We start from the raw sequence: 18,067 nt of genomic DNA, 5'->3' as shown, positions 1-18,067 counted from the left end.
ATGTTTTTGTCAAGTGCCAGACCGATGTTGACGAGCACAGTCTTGGGAGTAGTTTCTTAGGCGTGCCTAGGAGCCGGCCAGCGTGTGCTGGTCGGCTTCGTCTTTGGGGCTTTATGCGGCGACGGGGCGTGGCGGGATTTCGCGGAAGAACTCCTTGTTTTTCAGCATCGCGTAGATGACATTGCATCGGCGTCGTGCCAGGCAGATGACTGCTGCGTTGTGGCGTTTTCCTTCAGCGCGTTTGCGTTCGTAATACCGCCGTGACGGTTCGTGGCTGCGGATAACTGCGAATGCGGAGTAGAACAAGGCGTTTTTCAGTCGTTTATTGCCTGACCGTGCCGGGAATTCACCTCTGATCGACGAACCGGATCGTCTAGTCACGGGTGCTATTCCAGCATAAGCAGCTAAGTGGCCAGCACTAGCGAAGTCGGAGCCATCACCGATCGCAAGAAGGATCTGCGCTGCGGTCTTGATGCCGACTCCGGGCATACTCATCAAGACCTCACAAAGAGGGAAATCAGCGAGCATCTCTTCAACCTGCTCAGCAATGGTGTTTCGTTGCTCTTTGAGGGCCTGGATGTTTGCAGCCAGTTGAGGAATTACTAACTCGGCGGCATCGCTTCCAGGCACGGTGACTGTTTGAGCTTTCAGCGCTGTAAAAATGTCGTCTACCAGCGGGGTGGGGTCTTTACGTGTGCGCTTGATCATCCAGTTCAACACTCGTTGGTATCCGGCTCTTTTTAGCCCCTGCGGTCCCTTGTAATGGATCAATAATTCCAGGATCGGCGTGCGAGTCAGGGTGCTACCAGCAAAAACTCGTTCCAGGCTGGGGTAGATCTGGGTGAGGACACTGCGAAGCCGATTGACAGTGCGAGTGCAATCGCGGGCGATGTCATCATCGAAGCCGGACAGCATCTTTAGGGCGGAGAGTACCTCATCATTGCGGTCGACGGCACGTAGCGTGTGGGGCATTGTGCGGGCGGTGTCGGCGATGATGAATGCGTCGCGTTTGTCTGTTTTTGCACGTCCCGGATAGAGATCTGCAGCTTTGCGCATCGCAAGACCTGGCAGGTATCCGACTTCGCAACCGCAGTCCCGGGCTACAGCAATCGGTAGTGCGCCGATGGTGTTGGGTTGGTCGACGATCACGAGCACGGTGCCAAGCTTCTGAAGCTGGTGAAAAACGCCTGCTAGTTCGGATTCGAGTTGAGGCAACGGTTTGTCGAAGACCTTGTTGCCATCACGGTCTAAGGCGCAGGCGTGGTGTTCAGATTTGCCGACGTCTAACCCAAGGAATATGTCGATGGAATGCTCCGGAGACATGATGAGCTCCTAGAAAACGAGATGGGTATGGCGTTGTTCCAGTCGCTGGTGTCATGACCTTCGTTGCAAGCACCCACGTTACAAAGAGACCTAGTTTAAAACTGGCCGTGTCCCTATCAGCTGTCATCGAAAGTCCTGGCACCCGGCGGCAACACCCCCGGATTATGGAAACTGCAGGGCAGGTAAGCCATACCGGGACCAGCGACTATCCCCATTATCGGGGACACTCACAAGGTAACGGGAATGCGACCGGGGAAGCCCAACGCATGTGGGCCTCGAGCATTCGCGTTTTAGCGCTTCAGCCCCGCGATCATGGTCTTCAAGTTGCTGCGCAGGAAATCCTCGTAGGTTCCCGCGACCGTGCCCGGCTTGCCGAGCTCATCGGAGTGCAGTGGCTCGTCGAAGATCGGAATCCCGGCCTCCTTCGAGACGGTCTTCATGGGGCGCGTATCCACGTTCGACTCCACGAACAGGTGCTTCGGGCGCTTGTCCTTCAGCTGGCGCACGAGGTGTCCGATCTGCGCGGGGGAGCCGTTTTCATCCGTGTCGATCTGCCAGATATACAGCTGCTCCATGCCGTAGGTGTCGACCATGTATTGGAAGGCATGTTCACTGGCCACGAGCACACGATCCTCCTTCGGCAGCGCACCGATCTGCTCGCGGTAGTCGGCGTCGATGCTCTCCAGCATGGCCTTGTACTCCGCCCCCTTCTCCTCGATGTGCTCGGCACGCTCGGGCAGGGCCTCGGCCAGCGCCGCGGTCACGTTCTCGGCCATCGCGATGCCGACGGTCGGGTCCAGGAAGGCGTGCGGGTTGATCTCCTGATTGCCCTTTTCGTCCTTGAGGTACTTCGGTTCCACGCCCTTGGTGGCCTCGACCATCTGGGAATCGTCCAGGCCCGCGGTGTTTTTCAGTTTCGCGAGCCAGCCGTGCTCACCGCCCTCGAGGTTCAGCCCGTTGTAGAACAGCAGGTCGGCGTCGCTCGTCGCATCCAGGTCCGCGGGCAGGGGGTCGTAGTCGTGCGGGTCCGTGCCGGTCGGCACGAGGTTATGGACGTCCACCGCCTCGCCGCCGATCTCCTCCACCAGGTCCGCCAGCAGCGTGAAGGTGGTGACGACGTTCAGCTGCTCACCGTCTGCCTTCTCCTCCGTCGAGAAGGTCACGGCCCCGAACACGAGGGCACCGCCCACCAGGAGGGCCAACAGCGCGGCCAGTGGCTTATTGCCCAGCGAGCGAGCAATCAGTCCCTTGCCTGGCGCGAAGAGGAAAGCCAGCAGGAACAGCGCGCTGGCGGTCAGCACGATCGTCACGCCGGAGGACACGTTGTAGCTATAGCTCAGGAACAGCCCCACTACGGAGCTGAGCGCCGAGATCGCCACTGAAAGCCCGATCATCACTCCCAGCCGGTTCGTCAGCAGGTACGCCGCCGACGCCGGAGTAATCAGCAGGGAGACCACCAGGATCACGCCCACCGTCTGCAGGGAAATGACCGTCACCAGCGTGAGCACCACCATCAGCCCGTAGTGGATTGCCCGCACGGGCACGCCAGCCGACTGCGCCATGACGGGGTCGAAGGTGCTGAGCTTGAGCTCCTTGTAAAAGACCAGCGTGAGAATCAGCACGGCAGCGGCAATACCGATCGAGAGGTTGCGGTCGGCGTCCTGAACGGTCAGGACGTTGCCGAAGAGGATCTCCGTCAGATCCGTCGCCGTCTGCGCTTTCGCCATGAGCAGCACGCCGATCGCGAAGAAGGTGGAAAAGACGATGCCGATCGCCGAATCGTTCTTCACAGTGGAGCGTTCGCTGATCAGCCCGATCGCCAGTGTGGCGAGTAGACCCGCGACCACCGCCCCGAGGAAGAGGTTCGTGCCGAGCAGGTAGGAGGCCGCGACCCCCGGCAGTACGGCGTGCGAGATGGCGTCGCCGATCAGGGCCATGCCGCGCAGCACGATGAAGCTGCCGACGATGCCGCAGGCCACGCCCACGATCACCGAGGTGATCAGCGCGTTTTGCAGGTAGCCGTGGCTGAGTAGTGAGTCGAGGAACTCCGCGATCATGCTGTCTCCTCCTGGAGGGCTGCCTGCCGTGGCGTGGGGTGGGCTGGTGCTGACGGCTCGCGGATGACGAGCGCGCCGAAGGCCTTCTGCAGCACGTCGGGGACGAAGACCTCCTCGGTGGGACCCGCCGCGACGAGCTCGCCGTTGAGGACGATGAGGTCGTTGTAGTAGCCGCGCACCGTGTTCATGTCGTGGTGCACGACGACGACGTGCTTGCCCGCGTCCGCCATCTGCCGCAGCAGGGTCACGATCGTCTTCTCGCTGGGGACGTCGATGCCGACGAAGGGCTCGTCCAGGAAGATGTACTCCGCGTCCTGGACGATGGCGCGGGCAAAGAGGACGCGCTGGAACTGTCCGCCCGAGAGTTCGCTGATGTGGCGGTGGCGAAAGTCCCACATGTCGACGTCCTTGAGAGCCTGGGTGGCTGCTTCGCGTTCGGCCTTGCCGGGGCGGTGGAAAAGACCCAGGCGCGGGTAAGTGCCCATCAGGACGGTGTCGAAGACGCTGGTGGGGAAGTTGCGGTCGAGGTCAGAGCGCTGCTCGATATAAGCGATTGCGCGGCGCTGCTCGGCGGGGGCCTTGCCGTCGAGGGTGACGGGGTAGCCGGCAGGGGCGCCGGTGGGGCCTGTGCCGTGGACGTTGTGTTTGTCCAGGATCTGGAGCATCGCCTTCATGAGGGTGGATTTGCCTGAGCCGTTGGGGCCGATGATGCCGTGCATGCCGGGGGAGTCGAGGGTGAAGCTGATGTTCCGAATCGCGGTGTTCGCGCCGTAGCTCACGCTCAAGTTCTGGACGCTAATACTCATGGCAGCCAAGAATAGTGTTCAGTTCAATGAATCACCAAATTCAATGTATTGAACTTTGGGGTGGGGTGGTGTTGGGGGTAACGGGCAAGTAAACCATGTGACTAATGCCTTTTAAGTGGAACCATGTGCAAGTTTGAGCTGTACACAGAATGACCAGCTCAAACTTGCAAGTGACCAGCTTAAACCTGCCTGTCAATTGCCGGTCCAGGTCGCAACGAACAAGGAGAAACCCCACTCCGAAAAGGGAGCGGGGTTGGGAAATAGAAGCGGCCGGGGCTAGTTGTTGAGGGGCTTGCGGGTCGCAGCCATGTGCTTGGCGCGCTCCACGTTGGCTGGGAGGAGGACCAGCGGCACGTCGAACTCCACCTCGCGCTCGCAGAACTCGGTGAAGCTCAGCGAAGCCGGGGCGGAGCTGGAGTCAGGAGCAGCGGCGGATGAGGAGGAAGCGGGAGCGGTGTACATCTCGGCGAGCTTGGCCACGATAACGTGGTCGTTCTCGGTGGTGCCCTCGATGGGCCAGTCACGGTCCAAGGCGGGGGAGCCAGAGTACATCTCGATAGAAGCGTCTGCAGGCGGGGTGTAGGAGGCAGCCAGGTCCGTGGCCTCGAGCAAAGCGTGAGCGAGGACGTGGTCGAAAGACATGAGCACGACGTCATCCGAGGATAAGAAGCCAGTCTTCTGTGCCTCGAAAGCAGAGGAGAAGTTGCGTGCCGAGGCGATGAAATCAAAGGCCTTCTGGTGATAGTCTTCGACACCGGCTGCCTTGAGGCGCTCCAGCGAGGAGATGGTTCCCGTCCACCCGGGGTAGAGGCCCACGGTGCGCTCCGGGAAGCCGAGGCGGGTATCGGCGTGAGCAACAACGCGGTCGCAGGCCAGCGCGGTTTCGAAGCCGCCGCCTAAGGCCACGCCGCGCACAGCCGCTACGACCGGCACCGGGGCGAACTTGAGGGCGCGCAGGGTGGTGGAGCCGTCCGAGAGGAGGGATTCGACGAGCGAGACGTCGCCGGATTCGCCTGCGGAGGCGATGGAAGCGAGGTCTGCGCCCGCGCAGAAGACCGGCTTGTCATTACCGATGACCAGCGCGACGAGGTTCTCTGAGGTCACGGCGCCAAGAGCAGCCCGAATGACCTCGAGAGCTGGGGTCGGCAGGGAGTTCATCGGCGTGTGCAGGTCGATGATGCCAATGCGGCCAGCCGGGGTGGAGACCGTGTGGACCGCGCCCGCCTCCAGAGAAACGATGGTCTCAGTATCAAGAGAGGCCAGCGTTACGACGCCCTCGCGCGGCGCGAGCTCCTGACGAGAACCCGTCGAGGACAGCACTGAGCCCTCGCCATAAAAGCCACCCGCCTGAGCAGCGGCCGAGACCAATGCAGGAACATCGGAGCCGTAGGCGGAGGCGACGTGGTCGATACCGATGGCGTCGGCAAGCGCGAAGATGCCCTTCTTCCAACCGAAGCCCAAGGTGAGGCCCTCATCGATGAGGCCCACGTGGTCCGCGATGGAGGGCGCGACCTCGCAGCAGTAGGCCAGCGTGTCGAGGAAGACCGCGCGGGCGAAGCGGCCGCCGGGGGAGTCGGTGTCCATGACCTCGCGGGGATCCTTGAGGCCCACGACGGGATCAGACAACGTCGAGCGGGGTACGTACTCGTAGGACTCAGAAATGACCTCGTTTCGGCCGCGGTAAAAGCCGCCCTCACCCGTGCGGCCGGTCAGCCCCCGAGAAACGAGCCCTGCGATGAAGGGATCATCACCGAGGGGGACGTTAAGCAGTGGATCGCCCGCCGGCAGGGCCGTCTCCAACGACGTCCAAATAGGCTTGACCAGCTGCAATCCGATGTAATCGAGCAGCCCGAAAATGCCGGTACGGGGAATGCCGAAGGCGCGGCCGAAGGAAGCGTCGGCAAGCTCGTAGCTCACGTCGAACTCGCGGGCGCGGGCCACGCCGGCAGCCATCCAGTAGCAGCCCACGCGGTTGGCAATAAACCCTGGGGTATCGCGGCATTCGAGCGCAATCTTGCCCAGCGTCTGCTCGATGGTCGTACGCAGAGCAGCCTCCGTCGGGCCAGACGCAATGAGCTCTACCAGGCGCATGATCTTCGGCGGATTGAAGAAGTGCGTGATGGCGAACTTATCGCGGCGGGCCTCCGGCACGCCCTCAAGAAGAGAGGCTAGCGGCAGGGTTGAGGTATTCGAGCTCAACAGAGCGTCCGCGGGCAAATGAGGCTCGATGGCCTGGTAGAGCGAATGCTTGGCGCCCAAGTCCTCGAAGATGGCCTCGATGACCCACTCGCGGTCCTTCAGCAGGGCGTAGTCATCGCTGGCGCGAACGCGCTCGGCAAATTCCGGCAGGTGGAAGCCCTTGCGCTTGAGCTGGATCTCGACACCTCTCTGGGCACCCTCCGCGTTCTGGTCCAGCAGCACGACGTCCATGCCTGCGGAGGCGCAGAGCGCGGCGATGCCAGAACCCATAGACCCTGCGCCGATGACGGCTACCTTGGTGATGCTCATTTACTTCGCTCCATTCTCAATAATCAAGGCGATTCCTTGACCGCCGCCGATGCACATGGTGACCAGGCCATAGCGCTTACCCTGACGGCGCAGCGCATAAGCCAGCTTGGTCAGCAGGATGATGCCCGTGGCGCCAACCGGGTGGCCGTGCGCGACGGCACCGCCATAGATATTCGTCTTCGCCGGGTCGAAACCCAGATGATCCTGCACGGCGATGGCCTGGGCGGCGAAGGCCTCGTTGGATTCGATGAGGTCGATATCGTCTAGGCTCAGGCCGGCCTTCTCTAAAGCCTTCGGCACGGCGGCGACCGGGCCAATGCCCATGCGCGTCGGGTCCACGCCCGCGACGGACCAGGACACAATCTTTGCCAGCGGGTCCAGGCCACGCTTGGTCACCTCCTCCGCGGTGGCCAGCACGGCGGCCGCGGCACCATCGTTGATGCCGGAGGCGTTGCCGGCGGTGACGGTTCCATCTTTAACGAAGACGGGCTTGAGCTTTGCCAGCTTCTCGACGTCCGTCTCCCGCACCCCCTCATCAAAATCCAGCTCGCCGACGGGGACGATTTCCTCGGCATGCATACCTTCCGTGCGGGCCTTCGCGGCGCGCGCCTGGGATTCGGCGGCGAACTCGTCCTGGCGCTCGCGGGTGATGTTGTTATCGGCGGCGACGTTCTCCGCGGTTACGCCCATATGCCCGGTGCCGAAGGGACAGGAGAGTGCGCCGGTGAGCCAGTCGTAGAGTTTGCCGTCACCCATGCGCTTGCCAAAGCGCGCGCCTTCGACGGAATAGGGCGCGTTGCTCATGGATTCCGCGCCGACGGCCAGCGCCAGGGAGCCGTCGCCAGTCTGCAGGAGCTGGGCCGCGCTGATGACGGCCTGGACACCGGAGCCGCAGAGGCGGTTGACTCCCATGGCGGTGGAGGAGTCTGGCATGCCCACGTTCTTGGCAATCGCCCGGGAGAGGTAGAGGTCCTTCGGAACCACTGGCATGACGTTGGAGGCTACGGCGGTATCGAGGTCTGCTCCGGTAAGCCCCGAACGCTCAATAGCTGCTTCGGCGGCAAGCGAACCGAGCTCGGTGAGGGAGAGGCGCGCGAGGCTGCCGCCAAATTTGCCGATGGGCAGGCGTGCAGCCCCGGCGATGTAGATGTCCTGGGGCATGGGTTCCTCCGTTGATGAATACGAATGATGATTAGTTAACTTAGTATCCTAGGTCACCTTTTGGAGGCGCGCAACGGTGTGCGGTCAGGGTGTGTGGGTCGCTGCAGTTTTGGCAAGGGTGTAACGTGCGCCACCCCCGCGCTGTTTACAGATTGTTGAACAACCCCTATGCTTTCACCAACGTTTAATGCGACCTTCGTCACGAAAGGTGCCCAACAATGAGTTCGGAACCCACCAACCCCTCCGCTTCCCGGGAAGCCGCCCACAACGCGCCGACAGAGGTGCAGCCTCCCAAGGGCATCGGCGCCATGGCCGGCGCCATGTTCCTCATGGCTACCTCCGCCATCGGCCCCGGCTTTTTGACCCAAACTTCCGTCTTCACCGTCCAGATGGGTGCGGCCTTCGCCTTCGCCATTGCGCTGTCGATCATCGTCGACATTGCTATTCAGCTGAACGTGTGGCGCGTGCTTGCCATCTCCGGTATGCGTGCCAACGAGCTGGGCAACACCGTTCTGCCTGGCCTCGGTTGGTTCCTCGCCATCCTGGTCTTCATTGGCGGCATGGTCTTTAATATCGGCAACATCGCCGGCTCCGGCTTGGGCCTGAACGCCATGCTCGGCATCGATGCCCGCATCGGCGGCCTCATCGCTTCCGCCATCGCCATCTTCATCTTCCTGTCCAAGCGCGCAGGCATAGCATTGGACCGCATCGTCGCCGCGCTCGGCGCCATCATGATTCTGCTCATGCTCTACGTGGCGATTGTCTCCCAGCCGCCGGTAGGGGAGGCCCTGAAGAACACCGTCATGCCGGAGAGCGTCGATTTCTTCGTCATCACCACCCTCATCGGCGGTACGGTGGGCGGCTACATCACCTTCGCCGGTGCACACCGCCTCATCGACTCCGGCCTCTCGGGCCCGGAGAACGTCAACGCGATTACCAAGACCTCCGTTCTCGGCATCATCATCACCGGCATTATGCGCGTGCTGCTCTTCCTCGCGGTCCTCGGCGTTGTGTCTACTGGTGTTGCGCTCTCTGAGGACAACACGGCCGCCGATGCCTTCCGCCACGCCGCCGGCGAGTTCGGCCTCCGCGCCTTCGGCGTCGTCCTCTTCGCCGCAGGTCTGTCCTCCGTTATCGGTGCCTCCTACACCTCCATCACCTTCGTGACCACCCAGAAGGTCAGCCCGCGCACCCGCAACTTCCTGACCGTCGGGTTCATCGTGGTCTGCGCCATCCTCTACGGCATTCTCAACTCTGCGCCGCAGAAACTCCTCATCTTCGCGGGCGCCTTCAACGGCATCATCCTGCCTATCGCCTTCGCCATGATCATGTGGGTCGCGTTCAAGCGCCACGACCTCACCCACGGTGTCAAGCAGCCGATGTGGCTCCTCATCGCTGGCGTGCTAGCGCTCGTGCTGGAAATCTTCATCGGCATCAAATCCATCTCCGGAATCGTTAACCTATGGGCATGATGCAGACTCCGTCAGAGGTGCGCGCCTTTGCTCGCACGCACGACATGATCACCACTGCCGGCCACGCCCGCGGCTTCATGCAGGCCAACCTCATCGCGCTGCCGAGCAAGTACGCTTTCGACTTCCTCCTCTTCGCTCAGCGCAATCCCAAGCCGTGCCCCATCGTCGGCGTGCTGGAGGCGGGGCAGTACACCTCTGAGCTCATCCCGGGCGGCGACATCCGCACCGATATCCCCGCCTACAACATCTATGAGGACGGCCAGCTCACGCAGACGCTTGGCGACGCTTCCCCCTTCTACTCCGAAGACATCGTCTCCTTCCTCATTGGTTGTTCCTTCACCTTTGAGAATGCACTTGTGGAAGATGGTATTTCCATCGCTCATATCGAGCAGGGCCGCAACGTACCGATGTATCGCACGACGATTCCCTGCACCCCGGCGGGGGCCTTCTCGGGGCCGATGGTGGTCTCCATGCGCCCCATTCCTGCGAGCCAGGTGTCCGATGCCGTCCGCATCACCTCCCGCTATCCAGGCGTCCATGGCGCCCCGGTTCACGTGGGTGACCCAGCGGCCATCGGCATCGAGGACTTGTCGCAGCCCGATTTCGGCGAAGCCGTCGACATTCCCGAGGGCACCATCCCGGTCTTTTGGGCGTGCGGCGTGACCCCGCAGGCTATCGTGATGAACTCGCGGCCCAGCCTGGCTATCACGCACGCCCCAGGCAAGATGCTCGTCACTGACATCCCAGACCGCGATTTCCTCATCCCTTAGTTACTGCCCTTAGTTACTGCCGCAGCGGCTGGAGTGCTTTCCGGTCTCGTCATTCTGCTCCACGCCGCGGCACTACCTTCCGTGACTAGACGCCTCACACTAATCGCGGCGCACCGCCGAGTACGCTGCCGCGTGGCTCGTCACCAGATGGCATCTCACAAAAGGCATCCCGCAGATGGCATCCGCCAAAAGGTGTCTTTGGGGCTAAAAACGCCATGTGTGCAACCCAAAAGGCGTTTTTAGGCGTGAAAACGCCTTTTGACTGACGCCTTTTAGAAGATGCCATTTGCGAACTGCCCCCATGGCCGCTCATTAGCTGTTTGCGCAAGCGAAAACGGTCCCGCGGGCGAAAAAGGCCCGTAAACGCAGGGTAGGCCCGCGGGCGAAGCTGGATCCGCGGGCGAAGAAGTACCTGCAAACGCTGGCGGTCCTGTGTCGCGGAGGCGCAGTTAGAGGACTCGGAGAATCGATTCCATCGCGCGCATCAAGTCCGCTCGGCAGGCATCGGCGGCGGCCTCACGCTCGCCTTGCGCGATGAGGTGGGCCAAGTCGATGTTGGCTTGGACGTGATTATCGTGAATCTGCGGGTAGCGCTCCAGCGTCAACAAGAAGGTCAAGCGCATCCGCGCCAGCAGGTGCGACATGGAGCGGTCCAGCGTCGGCGAGCCCAAGCCAGCGACCAACTGCCGGTGGAAGCGCTGGTTGATGAGGGGGCGGGGTGCGTCGGAAAGCACGGCGGATTCGGTCAGCCGCACCAGCTCGCCTGGGTCTTCGAAGGTGGCATAGCGCGCCGCGGCCGGCTCGATGGCAGCGCGCGCAAAGTACAGATCGCGCACGAAATCGGCATCCGGGGTGGCAATGAACACGCCCCTGTGCGGGATGCGCTCCACGATGCGCTCGGAAGCGAGCATGGCGAAAGACTCCCGCAAGGTGTTGCGGGAGCATTCGAAGCGCTCGGCGGCGCGGACCTCGCTGAGCTGATGTCCGGGCATGTACTCGCCCTCGGAGATGGCGGCGCGAAGCGCGGAGGCGACGGAATCTGCAAGCATGCGACTTACAGTAGCCCGCCGGCTAGGAAATCGTGGCGATCACCGCGCCCGGTTCCAGCCTCGAGCCTTCCTTTGCCACACGGCTTAGCTTGCCCACGGACGGGGCCTTGACCGCGGATTCCATCTTCATTGCCTCGATCGTGGCGATGGCCTGGCCTTCTTCGACGGTCTCGCCGTCTTCTACGTTCCATGCCACGAGGTTGGCCTCGTAGGGGCAGGTCACCTCGTTGCCGCTGCCGCTGGCCCCAGACGCCGCGCTTGCCGACGCCCCCTTCGCCGGCCCCTGCGACAACATCTCCGTGGGGAAGCCCACGCTGACCAGCTTGCCGTCGATTTCCAGCGCAACGCGGGTGCGCTGCGCGTAGATTGCCTCGACAGGGACGGTAGTGCTCGTAGCTTCCGCGGAGGGGCGGTAGTTGTGGTCGAGCCAGTCGGTGTAGATGCCGGCCGCGGCATCGGCGTCGCCGTGGTCCACGAGCACCTGGGAAGAGACCATATCGCGGTGGAAGGGCAGGACGGTGCGAACACCTTCGATATCGAATTCCTGGAGGGCCTGCTGCGCGCGCTTCAGCGCGATCTCACGGGTCGGCCCCCACACCAGGAGCTTGGCCACGAGCGAGTCATAGTAGGGCGGGACGATGGAGCCGGAGCGCACGCCGGAATCCACGCGGATGCCAGGACCCGTCGGCGGCTCGAAGCGCACGATGGTGCCGGGGCACGGCGCGAAGCCGTTGAGGATGTCCTCGGCGTTGATGCGGAACTCGAAGGCGTGGCCGTCGGACACGGGGTCTGACGCGGGAGCGTCAGATAGGAAAGACAACGGTTCGCCGGAGGCGATGTGGAACTGCTCCGCAATGATGTCCACGCCCGTGACCATCTCGGTCACCGGGTGCTCCACCTGCACGCGGGTATTGACCTCGAGGAAGGAAATCGTGCCATCCTCGGAGACGATGTACTCGACGGTGCCTGCACCGGTGTAGCCGACCTTCGCGCAGATGGCGCGGGCGCCTTCGTGGATGCCGGTGCGCTGCTCGTCGCTAAGCGCGGGTGCCGGGGCCTCCTCGATGAGCTTCTGGAAGCGGCGCTGCGTGGAGCAATCGCGGGTGCCCAGCACGGCGACGTTGCCGTGCGTATCGGCCAGAATCTGCGCCTCCACGTGGCGCGGGTGGGTCAGGAACTTCTCCACGTAACATTCCGCACGCCCGAAAGCCTCCTTGGCCTCGCGGCCGGCGGAGTTGAAGGCGGCCTCGATGTCCTCGAGGTTTTCCACCACCTTGAGGCCGCGTCCGCCGCCGCCATAAGCCGCCTTGATGGCGATGGGCAGGCCGTGCTCCTCAGCGAAGGCTCGGGCCTCCTGCCAGTCATCGATGGGATCGGAGGTACCCGGTGCCAGCGGGGCGCCGACCTCCTCGGCCACGCGGCGCGCAGCAATCTTGTCACCGAGCAGCTCGATGGACTCCGGTGAGGGGCCAATCCACGTCAGGCCGGCCTCCGCTACGGTGCGGGCAAAGTCGGCGTTCTCCGAGAGGAAGCCATAACCGGGGTGGATGGCGTCAGCGCCGGCGCGCACGGCGATATCGAGGAGCGCCGGGATGTTCATGTAGGTATCCGCCGCGGAGTTGCCGGGAAGCGCATAAGCTTCGTCAGCCACCTGGGTGTGCAGGGCGCCGGCATCGGCTTCGGAGTAAATGGCGATGGAGCGGATGCCCAGGTCACGCGCGGTGCGGGCAATACGGACGGCGATCTCGCCGCGGTTAGCAATAAGGACTGCAGAGATCATGAGTGGGTGTTCCTTTACTAGTGTTTAAGCGAGTTCAAAGCGGACCGTCGCTCCCGGCGGGAGCTGCGCGGCAATATCAATATCTTCTTCAAGGACAGTGGCGATGACCGGGTAGCCACCGGTCACGGCGTGATCGCGGAGGAAAATCACGGGCTCACCACTCGGCGGGACCTGGACCGAACCGGCAACCATGCCCTCCGAGGGCAGCTCGCCCTCGCGGGCGCGGCTCAACGCTGCGGAACCCTCCGGGCCGACCAGGCGAACGCCCACGCGGTTGGATTGCGCGGTAACAGTCCACTCGGTGGCCAGGAAGGCCTCCAGGCTCTCGGGAGTAAACCAGTCATCGCGCGGGCCGAGCACGCAGCGCAGCACGCCCTCGGTCTGGCCATTCGCGCCTTCACGAACGCGCATCGGGTTACTTAGCTGGGCATCGGTCATTGCGGTGGAGCGGGGGAGGACGCCGATGACGTCGCCCAGCCGCACTGGCGCAGGGCCCAGCCCAGAGAGCACATCGGTGGAGGCCGAGCCCAGCTCCGCATCCGCCACGATGCCGCCGCGGATAGCGATGTAGTTGCGCAGACCCACCGTCGCGGGATCCACGGTCACCGTTGAGCCAGCGGTGACGAGCACCGGGCGCGCGAGGTGCACCGGCATATCGTCCAGCAGGACGCGGGATTGGGCGCCGGTGACGCACACGACGGCGTCGGTCAGCGCGCGCAGGCGAATGCCGCCGATATTCTCTAGCACGGTGGCTCCGCGCGGATTACCCACCGCGACATTGGCCGTGGCGGCCGCTGCCAGGTCGGCAGCGCCCGAGGGCGTGACACCCAAGTTGCCGCGGCCCGGGCGGCCCTGATCCTGGAAGAGGGTGAGCAGGCCCGCATCGAGGACCTCCAAGCGCGGCAGGCGTGCCGGTGTGCGGCGGCCGAAAGGAGTGGTGGACACCACCTCTGGCAGTGAGCTCACCGCACGGTAGCGTACGCGGTCACCGGGCTGAACCAGCGCTGGCGGGTGGGCATCGGATTCCCACATCGGGGTCGAGGTAGTACCCAGCAGCTGCCAGCCGCCGGGGGAGACGCGCGGGTAGACAGCGGAGAAACCGCCAGCAATTCCGACAGCACCCGCCGGCACCGCGGTGCGCGGGGTGGCGCGGCGCTCGATGTTAAAGTTCTGCGCCGGGTCCGCCGGTGTGCAATAGGTAAAGCCGGGCGCGAATCCGCCGAAGGCGGCGAGCCACTCGGTAGACGTGTGCCAGTCAATGAGGCCTTCGCGCGACATCCCCATCAACTCGGCGGCCTCATCGAGGTCCTCGCCGTCATAGAGAACGTCGATTTCCACAAAGCGCGGATCTTCGCCCGCCTGCGCGGTGGGGTGGAAGTCCTGGAGCTTCTCAGCAGCAGCTGCGGCGGAGTTCGGCGTGGCAAAGGTCAACAGCAGGGTGGTGGCAGCAGCAATCGCGTCGACTTGGTCCTTGAGCGGATTAGCGTCGAGGGCCGCATGCCACGCCATGACCTGGGACAAGTCCTCCAGCTCCACGAGCAGCGCGCGCGTTCCTACGGGGTGAATATGCATCAGATAGCGCTCCGAATCTCAATCCCGCGCGCCTGCAGCTCCTTGACTACACCGCGCAACAGCTTCACCGCGCCGGGCGAATCACCGTGCGTGCACACCGACTGGGCATCCACGTTGAGCACGGAGCCGTCGATGGCAGTGATGGATCCGGTTTCAGCGACTTCGAGCACGCGCTTGACGACGTCCCCCTCATCACCCATCACCGCATTCGCCTCGCGCCGCGAGACGAGCGTGCCATCGGGGTTGTAGTTGCGGTCGGCGAAGGCCTCGCGGATGACGGTCAGTCCCTTCTTCTCCGCAATGTCGACGGCGATGCCGCCAGGAAGCAGCATGACGGGCAGATCGCCGAAGGCCTTGATGCCGTCGATAACGGCGTGGGCCTGGGCCTCGTGGTGGACGATGGTGTTGTACATCGCGCCGTGCGGCTTGACGTAGGCCACGCGGGTTCCGTTGGCCTGGGCCAGGGCTTGGAGGGCGCCGATTTGGTAAGTGACTTCGTCGGCAAGCTCGGCGGGAGCGTAATCGATGAAGCGGCGGCCGAATGCTGCTGGGTCGTTGTAGCCCACGTGCGCGCCGACGGTGACGCCTGCTTCTGCGGCCGCCTTGAGGGTGCCCGCGATGGAGTGCGGGTCGCCGGCGTGGAAGCCAGTGGCGACGTTGGCGGAGGAGACGAGCTGGAGCATCGCGGCGTCATCGGCCACGGGGTTGCCGGCGGTGGTTTCGCCGAGGTCAGCGTTGAGGTCTATGTGCAGCGTGCTCATGACAGGAGGACACCTCTTCTATAGTTCTCGAATTGTTGAACAATCTATGGGTGTCTAGTGTAGTCCGCATCACGTCAGTTTGTGAAGTGTGTCCCGCAACTGCGTTGTGGGGGTAAGTGAAAGCGCCCCCGTGCCACGGGTGCTGTGGCGCGGAGGCGCTGGTATTAGGTGCCTGTGCAACAGGCGTTAAAGACTTAGAGCTTCAGGGCGTTCTTGACGAACGGGAAGGCAGCTGCGATGACGGCGAGAACGCCGGCAACGATAGCAGCGATGCCGAGCGGGGTCGGCTTGTTGTCCTCGGAGGAGAGCTCATCCTTAACGGAGCTCTTCTTGTCCTTATTGTCCTTATCCTTGTTGTCCTTATCCTTGTCCTGCTCGTTCTTGTCCTTGTCCTTGTCTTCGTCCTCGACAGGTGCAGGATCCTGGCGCTCGCCGTCGACGATATCGAAGTCGACCTTGCCCGGGCCGCCCTGGGAAGCGCCCCAATCGCCGAGGTCGATCGATTCAGATTCACAAACTGCTGCGCCTTCCTTGGCCATTTGGAAGACATCGAAGCGGCTCAACGTGAGCTCTGCATTGTCGGTGGCCTGCCAGGCGAACTCGCTCACCTTCTTGAAGGTGTGGTCCTTGCCGTCAATTTTGACGGTGAACTCAGCCTTCGGGGTGCCGCAGTTGGTAGTGGTGGCAGCTTCCTCAGCAGAAGCGACGGTGGTGCCAGCGAATACGAGAGAGCCAGTCAGGGTTGCGGCGAGCAGGCCGCGGGAGAAGTTATTCATGTTGTCTCCAGTAGAGATGAAATAGAAGTGAAAAATAGTGAATCGGAAAGGTTTTAGAACCAATCAGATAACCGGTATCGGCTGAGGTAAGAGTGTAGGTCGCTCGTGCAGCGGATGTCGCAGCTTTGAATATAAATTTGACTATTTTTAATCTGCCCCTTAGCTAACGGGTGTTTTCCGGACATTGAAAACACCCCCAATCACTTGAACGAAGTGATTGGGGGTGACTAGTCAACGCCGAAGAAATGGCGTTTTAGTGCTTCAGGTTAGAACGGAAGCTTGATGCCCAGTGCGCGTGCAGCATTCGGGACGATTGCAGCCAGTGCGCCAAGGACGCCAATGACGATTGCTGCGATGCCCAGGTCGGTCGGCTTGCCGTCCTCGGAGGATAGTGCATCCTTGATGCCATCAAAGGAGCTCTTGTCCTTGTTTTTATCCTTGTCGCCCTCGGACTCGTCACCGTCGCCGTTTTCGGAGTCTTCGTCGTCGCCGTTGTCAGCGTCGTCGCCGCCGTCGCCGCCCTCAGACTCGTCGTCGTTGTCAGCGTCATCGTCGCCGCCCTCGGACTCGTCGTCGTTGTCGGCGTCATCGTCGCCACCGGTGTTGCCGTCTGACTCATCGTCGCCGTCGGTCTCGTCATTGTCGGAACCGCCGCCATCGTTGCCGGTGCCCCAGTCGTCGATATCGATAGATTCAGCATCGCATACGTCTTCGCCATCCTTAGCCAGGTCGAAGATATCGGCGCGGCTTAGCTCAACCTTTTCATCGTCGGTGGCCTGCCACAGGAATTCGCTGACCTTCTTGAAGGTGTGCTCCTTGCCATCAACGGTGGCAGTGAACTCGGCCTTCGGGGAGCCGCAGTTGGTGGTGGCAGCTTCCTCAGCAGAGGCGGCGGTGGCCCCAGCGAATGCGAGTGAACTGGTCAGGGTTGCGGCAAGCAGGCCGCGAGAGAAGTTAGACATAAGTACTCCGAGAATAGGTAGAAGGTGAAAGGGTGATGGAAAGTGGAATGAATCATTCCGTTAACCGGTATCGGTTGGGTTCGGAGTGTAACTCAGATCCCACGCGTGCGGCTGATGTAAGACGAAAAACCTTCGATTTTCGGGAGTACTCCCCATGAACACACAAAGGCACCCCCAATCCACGCGATGGTGGTGGGGGTGCCTGTGTGCTTAACGACGTCCCTTAGGACGTTCAAGCTTCAGTGATTAGAACGGAAGCTTGATGTTCAGAGCCTGAGCAGCGGCCGGAACGGCAGCAGCGATTGCGCCAAGGACGCCGAGGACGATGGCGGCGATGCCCAGATCGGTCGGCTTGCCTTCCTCGGAAGACAGCTTGGCCTTAATGTCGTCGAAGGAGCTCTTCTCCTTGTTCTCCTCCGGCTTCTTGCCGTCGTCCGGGTTCTTGCCGTCACCAGGGTTCGTGCCGTCGTCCGGCTTCTTGCCGTCACCAGGGTTCGTGCCCTCCTCCGGCTTCTTGCCGTCGCCAGGGGTGTTCTCGCCCTCGCCCGGGTTCGTGGTGGTCTCGTCGTCGCCGTTTTCGCCCTCGCCCGGGACCGGATTCTCCTCGTTGTCCTTGCCCGGGTTGGCCTCGTCGTCACCGCCGGTCTCGCCTACGCCGGCCTCGCCGCCACCTTCGGTGCCACCGTTCTCGGTGTCAGTGTTGCCGGCCTCGCCGCCACCGTTCTCGGTGTCAGTGGTGGTGATGCCGTCGGGGTTCACGGTGGTGTTCTCTTCCGCGTTGGCGGCGGTGGCGCCAGCCAGTGCGAGGGAGCTCGCCAGAGCGGCAGCGGTGAGGTTGCGGGAAATGCGCTTCATATTATTTCTCCTGGGAATAGATCGGGGACGTCTTATGAAAGTGAAAAGCCGTCATCAGGCGATGTTCGTTATCGCTTACTGAATTCGACCTCCCACATGCTAACGAAGGCCGGAAAAGGATTGGTCAAACTGTGAAAGGTTATATGGGTATTCCATGACAGCTGCCAAGGGCTTATCAGCGCGCAATAATGTTTGCTGGCGCGGTTATGGCGCTA

14 protein-coding genes are annotated in these 18,067 nt (G+C 62.5%); 2 read left to right on the top strand and 12 right to left on the bottom strand.

Annotated elements, in window-relative coordinates; translation table 11 throughout:
- Positions 1-111 precede the first annotated feature (111 nt).
- From HMPREF3009_RS04795 to HMPREF3009_RS04775, 5 genes are all read right to left on the bottom strand, one after another.
- Positions 112-1,323 (bottom strand): IS110 family RNA-guided transposase, encoded by a 1,212-nt coding sequence (locus HMPREF3009_RS04795; RefSeq protein WP_011273191.1) that lies wholly within the window; start codon positions 1,321-1,323, stop codon positions 112-114.
- A gap of 290 nt (positions 1,324-1,613) precedes the next feature.
- Complete coding sequence (locus HMPREF3009_RS04790) at positions 1,614-3,380, bottom strand: metal ABC transporter solute-binding protein, Zn/Mn family (RefSeq protein ID WP_232760940.1); 1,767 nt, start codon at positions 3,378-3,380, stop codon at positions 1,614-1,616.
- A complete protein-coding gene (locus HMPREF3009_RS04785; RefSeq protein ID WP_035006260.1) occupies positions 3,377-4,186 on the bottom strand; it encodes a metal ABC transporter ATP-binding protein in 810 nt (269 codons plus the stop codon). Before HMPREF3009_RS04785 ends, HMPREF3009_RS04790 begins: the two co-directional genes overlap by 4 nt.
- A gap of 276 nt (positions 4,187-4,462) precedes the next feature.
- Positions 4,463-6,694, bottom strand: a complete 2,232-nt coding sequence (locus tag HMPREF3009_RS04780) for a 3-hydroxyacyl-CoA dehydrogenase/enoyl-CoA hydratase family protein (RefSeq protein ID WP_070680381.1) — start codon at positions 6,692-6,694, stop codon at positions 4,463-4,465.
- Positions 6,695-7,855, bottom strand: a complete 1,161-nt coding sequence (locus HMPREF3009_RS04775; protein WP_070680377.1) for an acetyl-CoA C-acyltransferase — start codon at positions 7,853-7,855, stop codon at positions 6,695-6,697.
- A gap of 308 nt (positions 7,856-8,163) precedes the next feature.
- Between HMPREF3009_RS04775 and HMPREF3009_RS04770 the strand changes: the two genes are divergently transcribed.
- Together HMPREF3009_RS04770 and HMPREF3009_RS04765 are read left to right on the top strand one after the other, a co-directional pair.
- The gene (locus HMPREF3009_RS04770; RefSeq protein ID WP_175974499.1) at positions 8,164-9,327 is read left to right on the top strand and encodes an NRAMP family divalent metal transporter; all 1,164 of its coding nucleotides are present in this window, start codon (positions 8,164-8,166) and stop codon (positions 9,325-9,327) included.
- Positions 9,318-10,097 (top strand): putative hydro-lyase, encoded by a 780-nt coding sequence (locus tag HMPREF3009_RS04765; RefSeq protein ID WP_232760937.1) that lies wholly within the window; start codon positions 9,318-9,320, stop codon positions 10,095-10,097. The genes HMPREF3009_RS04770 and HMPREF3009_RS04765 overlap by 10 nt, the downstream gene beginning before the upstream one ends.
- A 449-nt stretch (positions 10,098-10,546) precedes the next feature.
- Here the strand turns inward: HMPREF3009_RS04765 and HMPREF3009_RS04760 are convergent, their stop codons facing one another.
- The 7 genes from HMPREF3009_RS04760 to HMPREF3009_RS13710 form a co-directional block, all read right to left on the bottom strand.
- Positions 10,547-11,146 (bottom strand): GntR family transcriptional regulator, encoded by a 600-nt coding sequence (locus tag HMPREF3009_RS04760; protein WP_046649182.1) that lies wholly within the window; start codon positions 11,144-11,146, stop codon positions 10,547-10,549.
- A gap of 22 nt (positions 11,147-11,168) precedes the next feature.
- Complete coding sequence (locus tag HMPREF3009_RS04755) at positions 11,169-12,926, bottom strand: acetyl/propionyl/methylcrotonyl-CoA carboxylase subunit alpha (protein ID WP_070680371.1); 1,758 nt, start codon at positions 12,924-12,926, stop codon at positions 11,169-11,171.
- A gap of 24 nt (positions 12,927-12,950) precedes the next feature.
- The gene (locus HMPREF3009_RS04750; protein WP_070680369.1) at positions 12,951-14,498 is read right to left on the bottom strand and encodes a 5-oxoprolinase subunit B/C family protein; all 1,548 of its coding nucleotides are present in this window, start codon (positions 14,496-14,498) and stop codon (positions 12,951-12,953) included.
- Entirely contained in the window at positions 14,498-15,259 is a 762-nt protein-coding gene (locus HMPREF3009_RS04745; protein ID WP_070680367.1) for a 5-oxoprolinase subunit PxpA, read from the bottom strand. The genes HMPREF3009_RS04750 and HMPREF3009_RS04745 overlap by 1 nt, the downstream gene beginning before the upstream one ends.
- Positions 15,260-15,453: 194 nt before the next feature.
- Positions 15,454-16,035 (bottom strand): hypothetical protein, encoded by a 582-nt coding sequence (locus HMPREF3009_RS04740; RefSeq protein WP_070680364.1) that lies wholly within the window; start codon positions 16,033-16,035, stop codon positions 15,454-15,456.
- A 266-nt stretch (positions 16,036-16,301) separates the two neighbouring features.
- Complete coding sequence (locus HMPREF3009_RS13715; protein ID WP_070680362.1) at positions 16,302-16,997, bottom strand: hypothetical protein; 696 nt, start codon at positions 16,995-16,997, stop codon at positions 16,302-16,304.
- A 246-nt stretch (positions 16,998-17,243) separates the two neighbouring features.
- The gene (locus HMPREF3009_RS13710) at positions 17,244-17,852 is read right to left on the bottom strand and encodes a hypothetical protein (RefSeq protein WP_232760986.1); all 609 of its coding nucleotides are present in this window, start codon (positions 17,850-17,852) and stop codon (positions 17,244-17,246) included.
- Between the last annotated feature and the right edge of the window lie 215 nt (positions 17,853-18,067).

Origin of the sequence: Corynebacterium sp. HMSC034H07, from assembly GCF_001815175.1 — a bacterium.
GTDB classification, from domain to species: domain Bacteria; phylum Actinomycetota; class Actinomycetes; order Mycobacteriales; family Mycobacteriaceae; genus Corynebacterium; species Corynebacterium hiratae.
The sequence above is the reverse complement of the archived record's forward strand: the minus strand, read 5'-3'. Positions and strand labels throughout refer to the sequence as shown.

What these genes read in the sequence shown, in the direction of transcription:
- HMPREF3009_RS04770 (WP_175974499.1), top strand. Translation starts at nt 8,164, where the DNA reads ATGGCCGGCGCCATGTTCCTCATGGCTACCTCCGCCATCGGCCCCGGC.
- HMPREF3009_RS04785 (WP_035006260.1), bottom strand. Translation starts at nt 4,186, where the DNA reads ATGAGTATTAGCGTCCAGAACTTGAGCGTGAGCTACGGCGCGAACACC.
- HMPREF3009_RS04795 (WP_011273191.1), bottom strand. Translation starts at nt 1,323, where the DNA reads ATGTCTCCGGAGCATTCCATCGACATATTCCTTGGGTTAGACGTCGGC.
- HMPREF3009_RS04750 (WP_070680369.1), bottom strand. Translation starts at nt 14,498, where the DNA reads ATGCATATTCACCCCGTAGGAACGCGCGCGCTGCTCGTGGAGCTGGAG.
- HMPREF3009_RS13715 (WP_070680362.1), bottom strand. Translation starts at nt 16,997, where the DNA reads ATGTCTAACTTCTCTCGCGGCCTGCTTGCCGCAACCCTGACCAGTTCA.
- HMPREF3009_RS04790 (WP_232760940.1), bottom strand. Translation starts at nt 3,380, where the DNA reads ATGATCGCGGAGTTCCTCGACTCACTACTCAGCCACGGCTACCTGCAA.
- HMPREF3009_RS04765 (WP_232760937.1), top strand. Translation starts at nt 9,318, where the DNA reads ATGGGCATGATGCAGACTCCGTCAGAGGTGCGCGCCTTTGCTCGCACG.
- HMPREF3009_RS04775 (WP_070680377.1), bottom strand. Translation starts at nt 7,855, where the DNA reads ATGCCCCAGGACATCTACATCGCCGGGGCTGCACGCCTGCCCATCGGC.
- HMPREF3009_RS04780 (WP_070680381.1), bottom strand. Translation starts at nt 6,694, where the DNA reads ATGAGCATCACCAAGGTAGCCGTCATCGGCGCAGGGTCTATGGGTTCT.
- HMPREF3009_RS04745 (WP_070680367.1), bottom strand. Translation starts at nt 15,259, where the DNA reads ATGAGCACGCTGCACATAGACCTCAACGCTGACCTCGGCGAAACCACC.
- HMPREF3009_RS04740 (WP_070680364.1), bottom strand. Translation starts at nt 16,035, where the DNA reads ATGAATAACTTCTCCCGCGGCCTGCTCGCCGCAACCCTGACTGGCTCT.
- HMPREF3009_RS04755 (WP_070680371.1), bottom strand. Translation starts at nt 12,926, where the DNA reads ATGATCTCTGCAGTCCTTATTGCTAACCGCGGCGAGATCGCCGTCCGT.
- HMPREF3009_RS04760 (WP_046649182.1), bottom strand. Translation starts at nt 11,146, where the DNA reads ATGCTTGCAGATTCCGTCGCCTCCGCGCTTCGCGCCGCCATCTCCGAG.
- HMPREF3009_RS13710 (WP_232760986.1), bottom strand. Translation starts at nt 17,852, where the DNA reads ATGAAGCGCATTTCCCGCAACCTCACCGCTGCCGCTCTGGCGAGCTCC.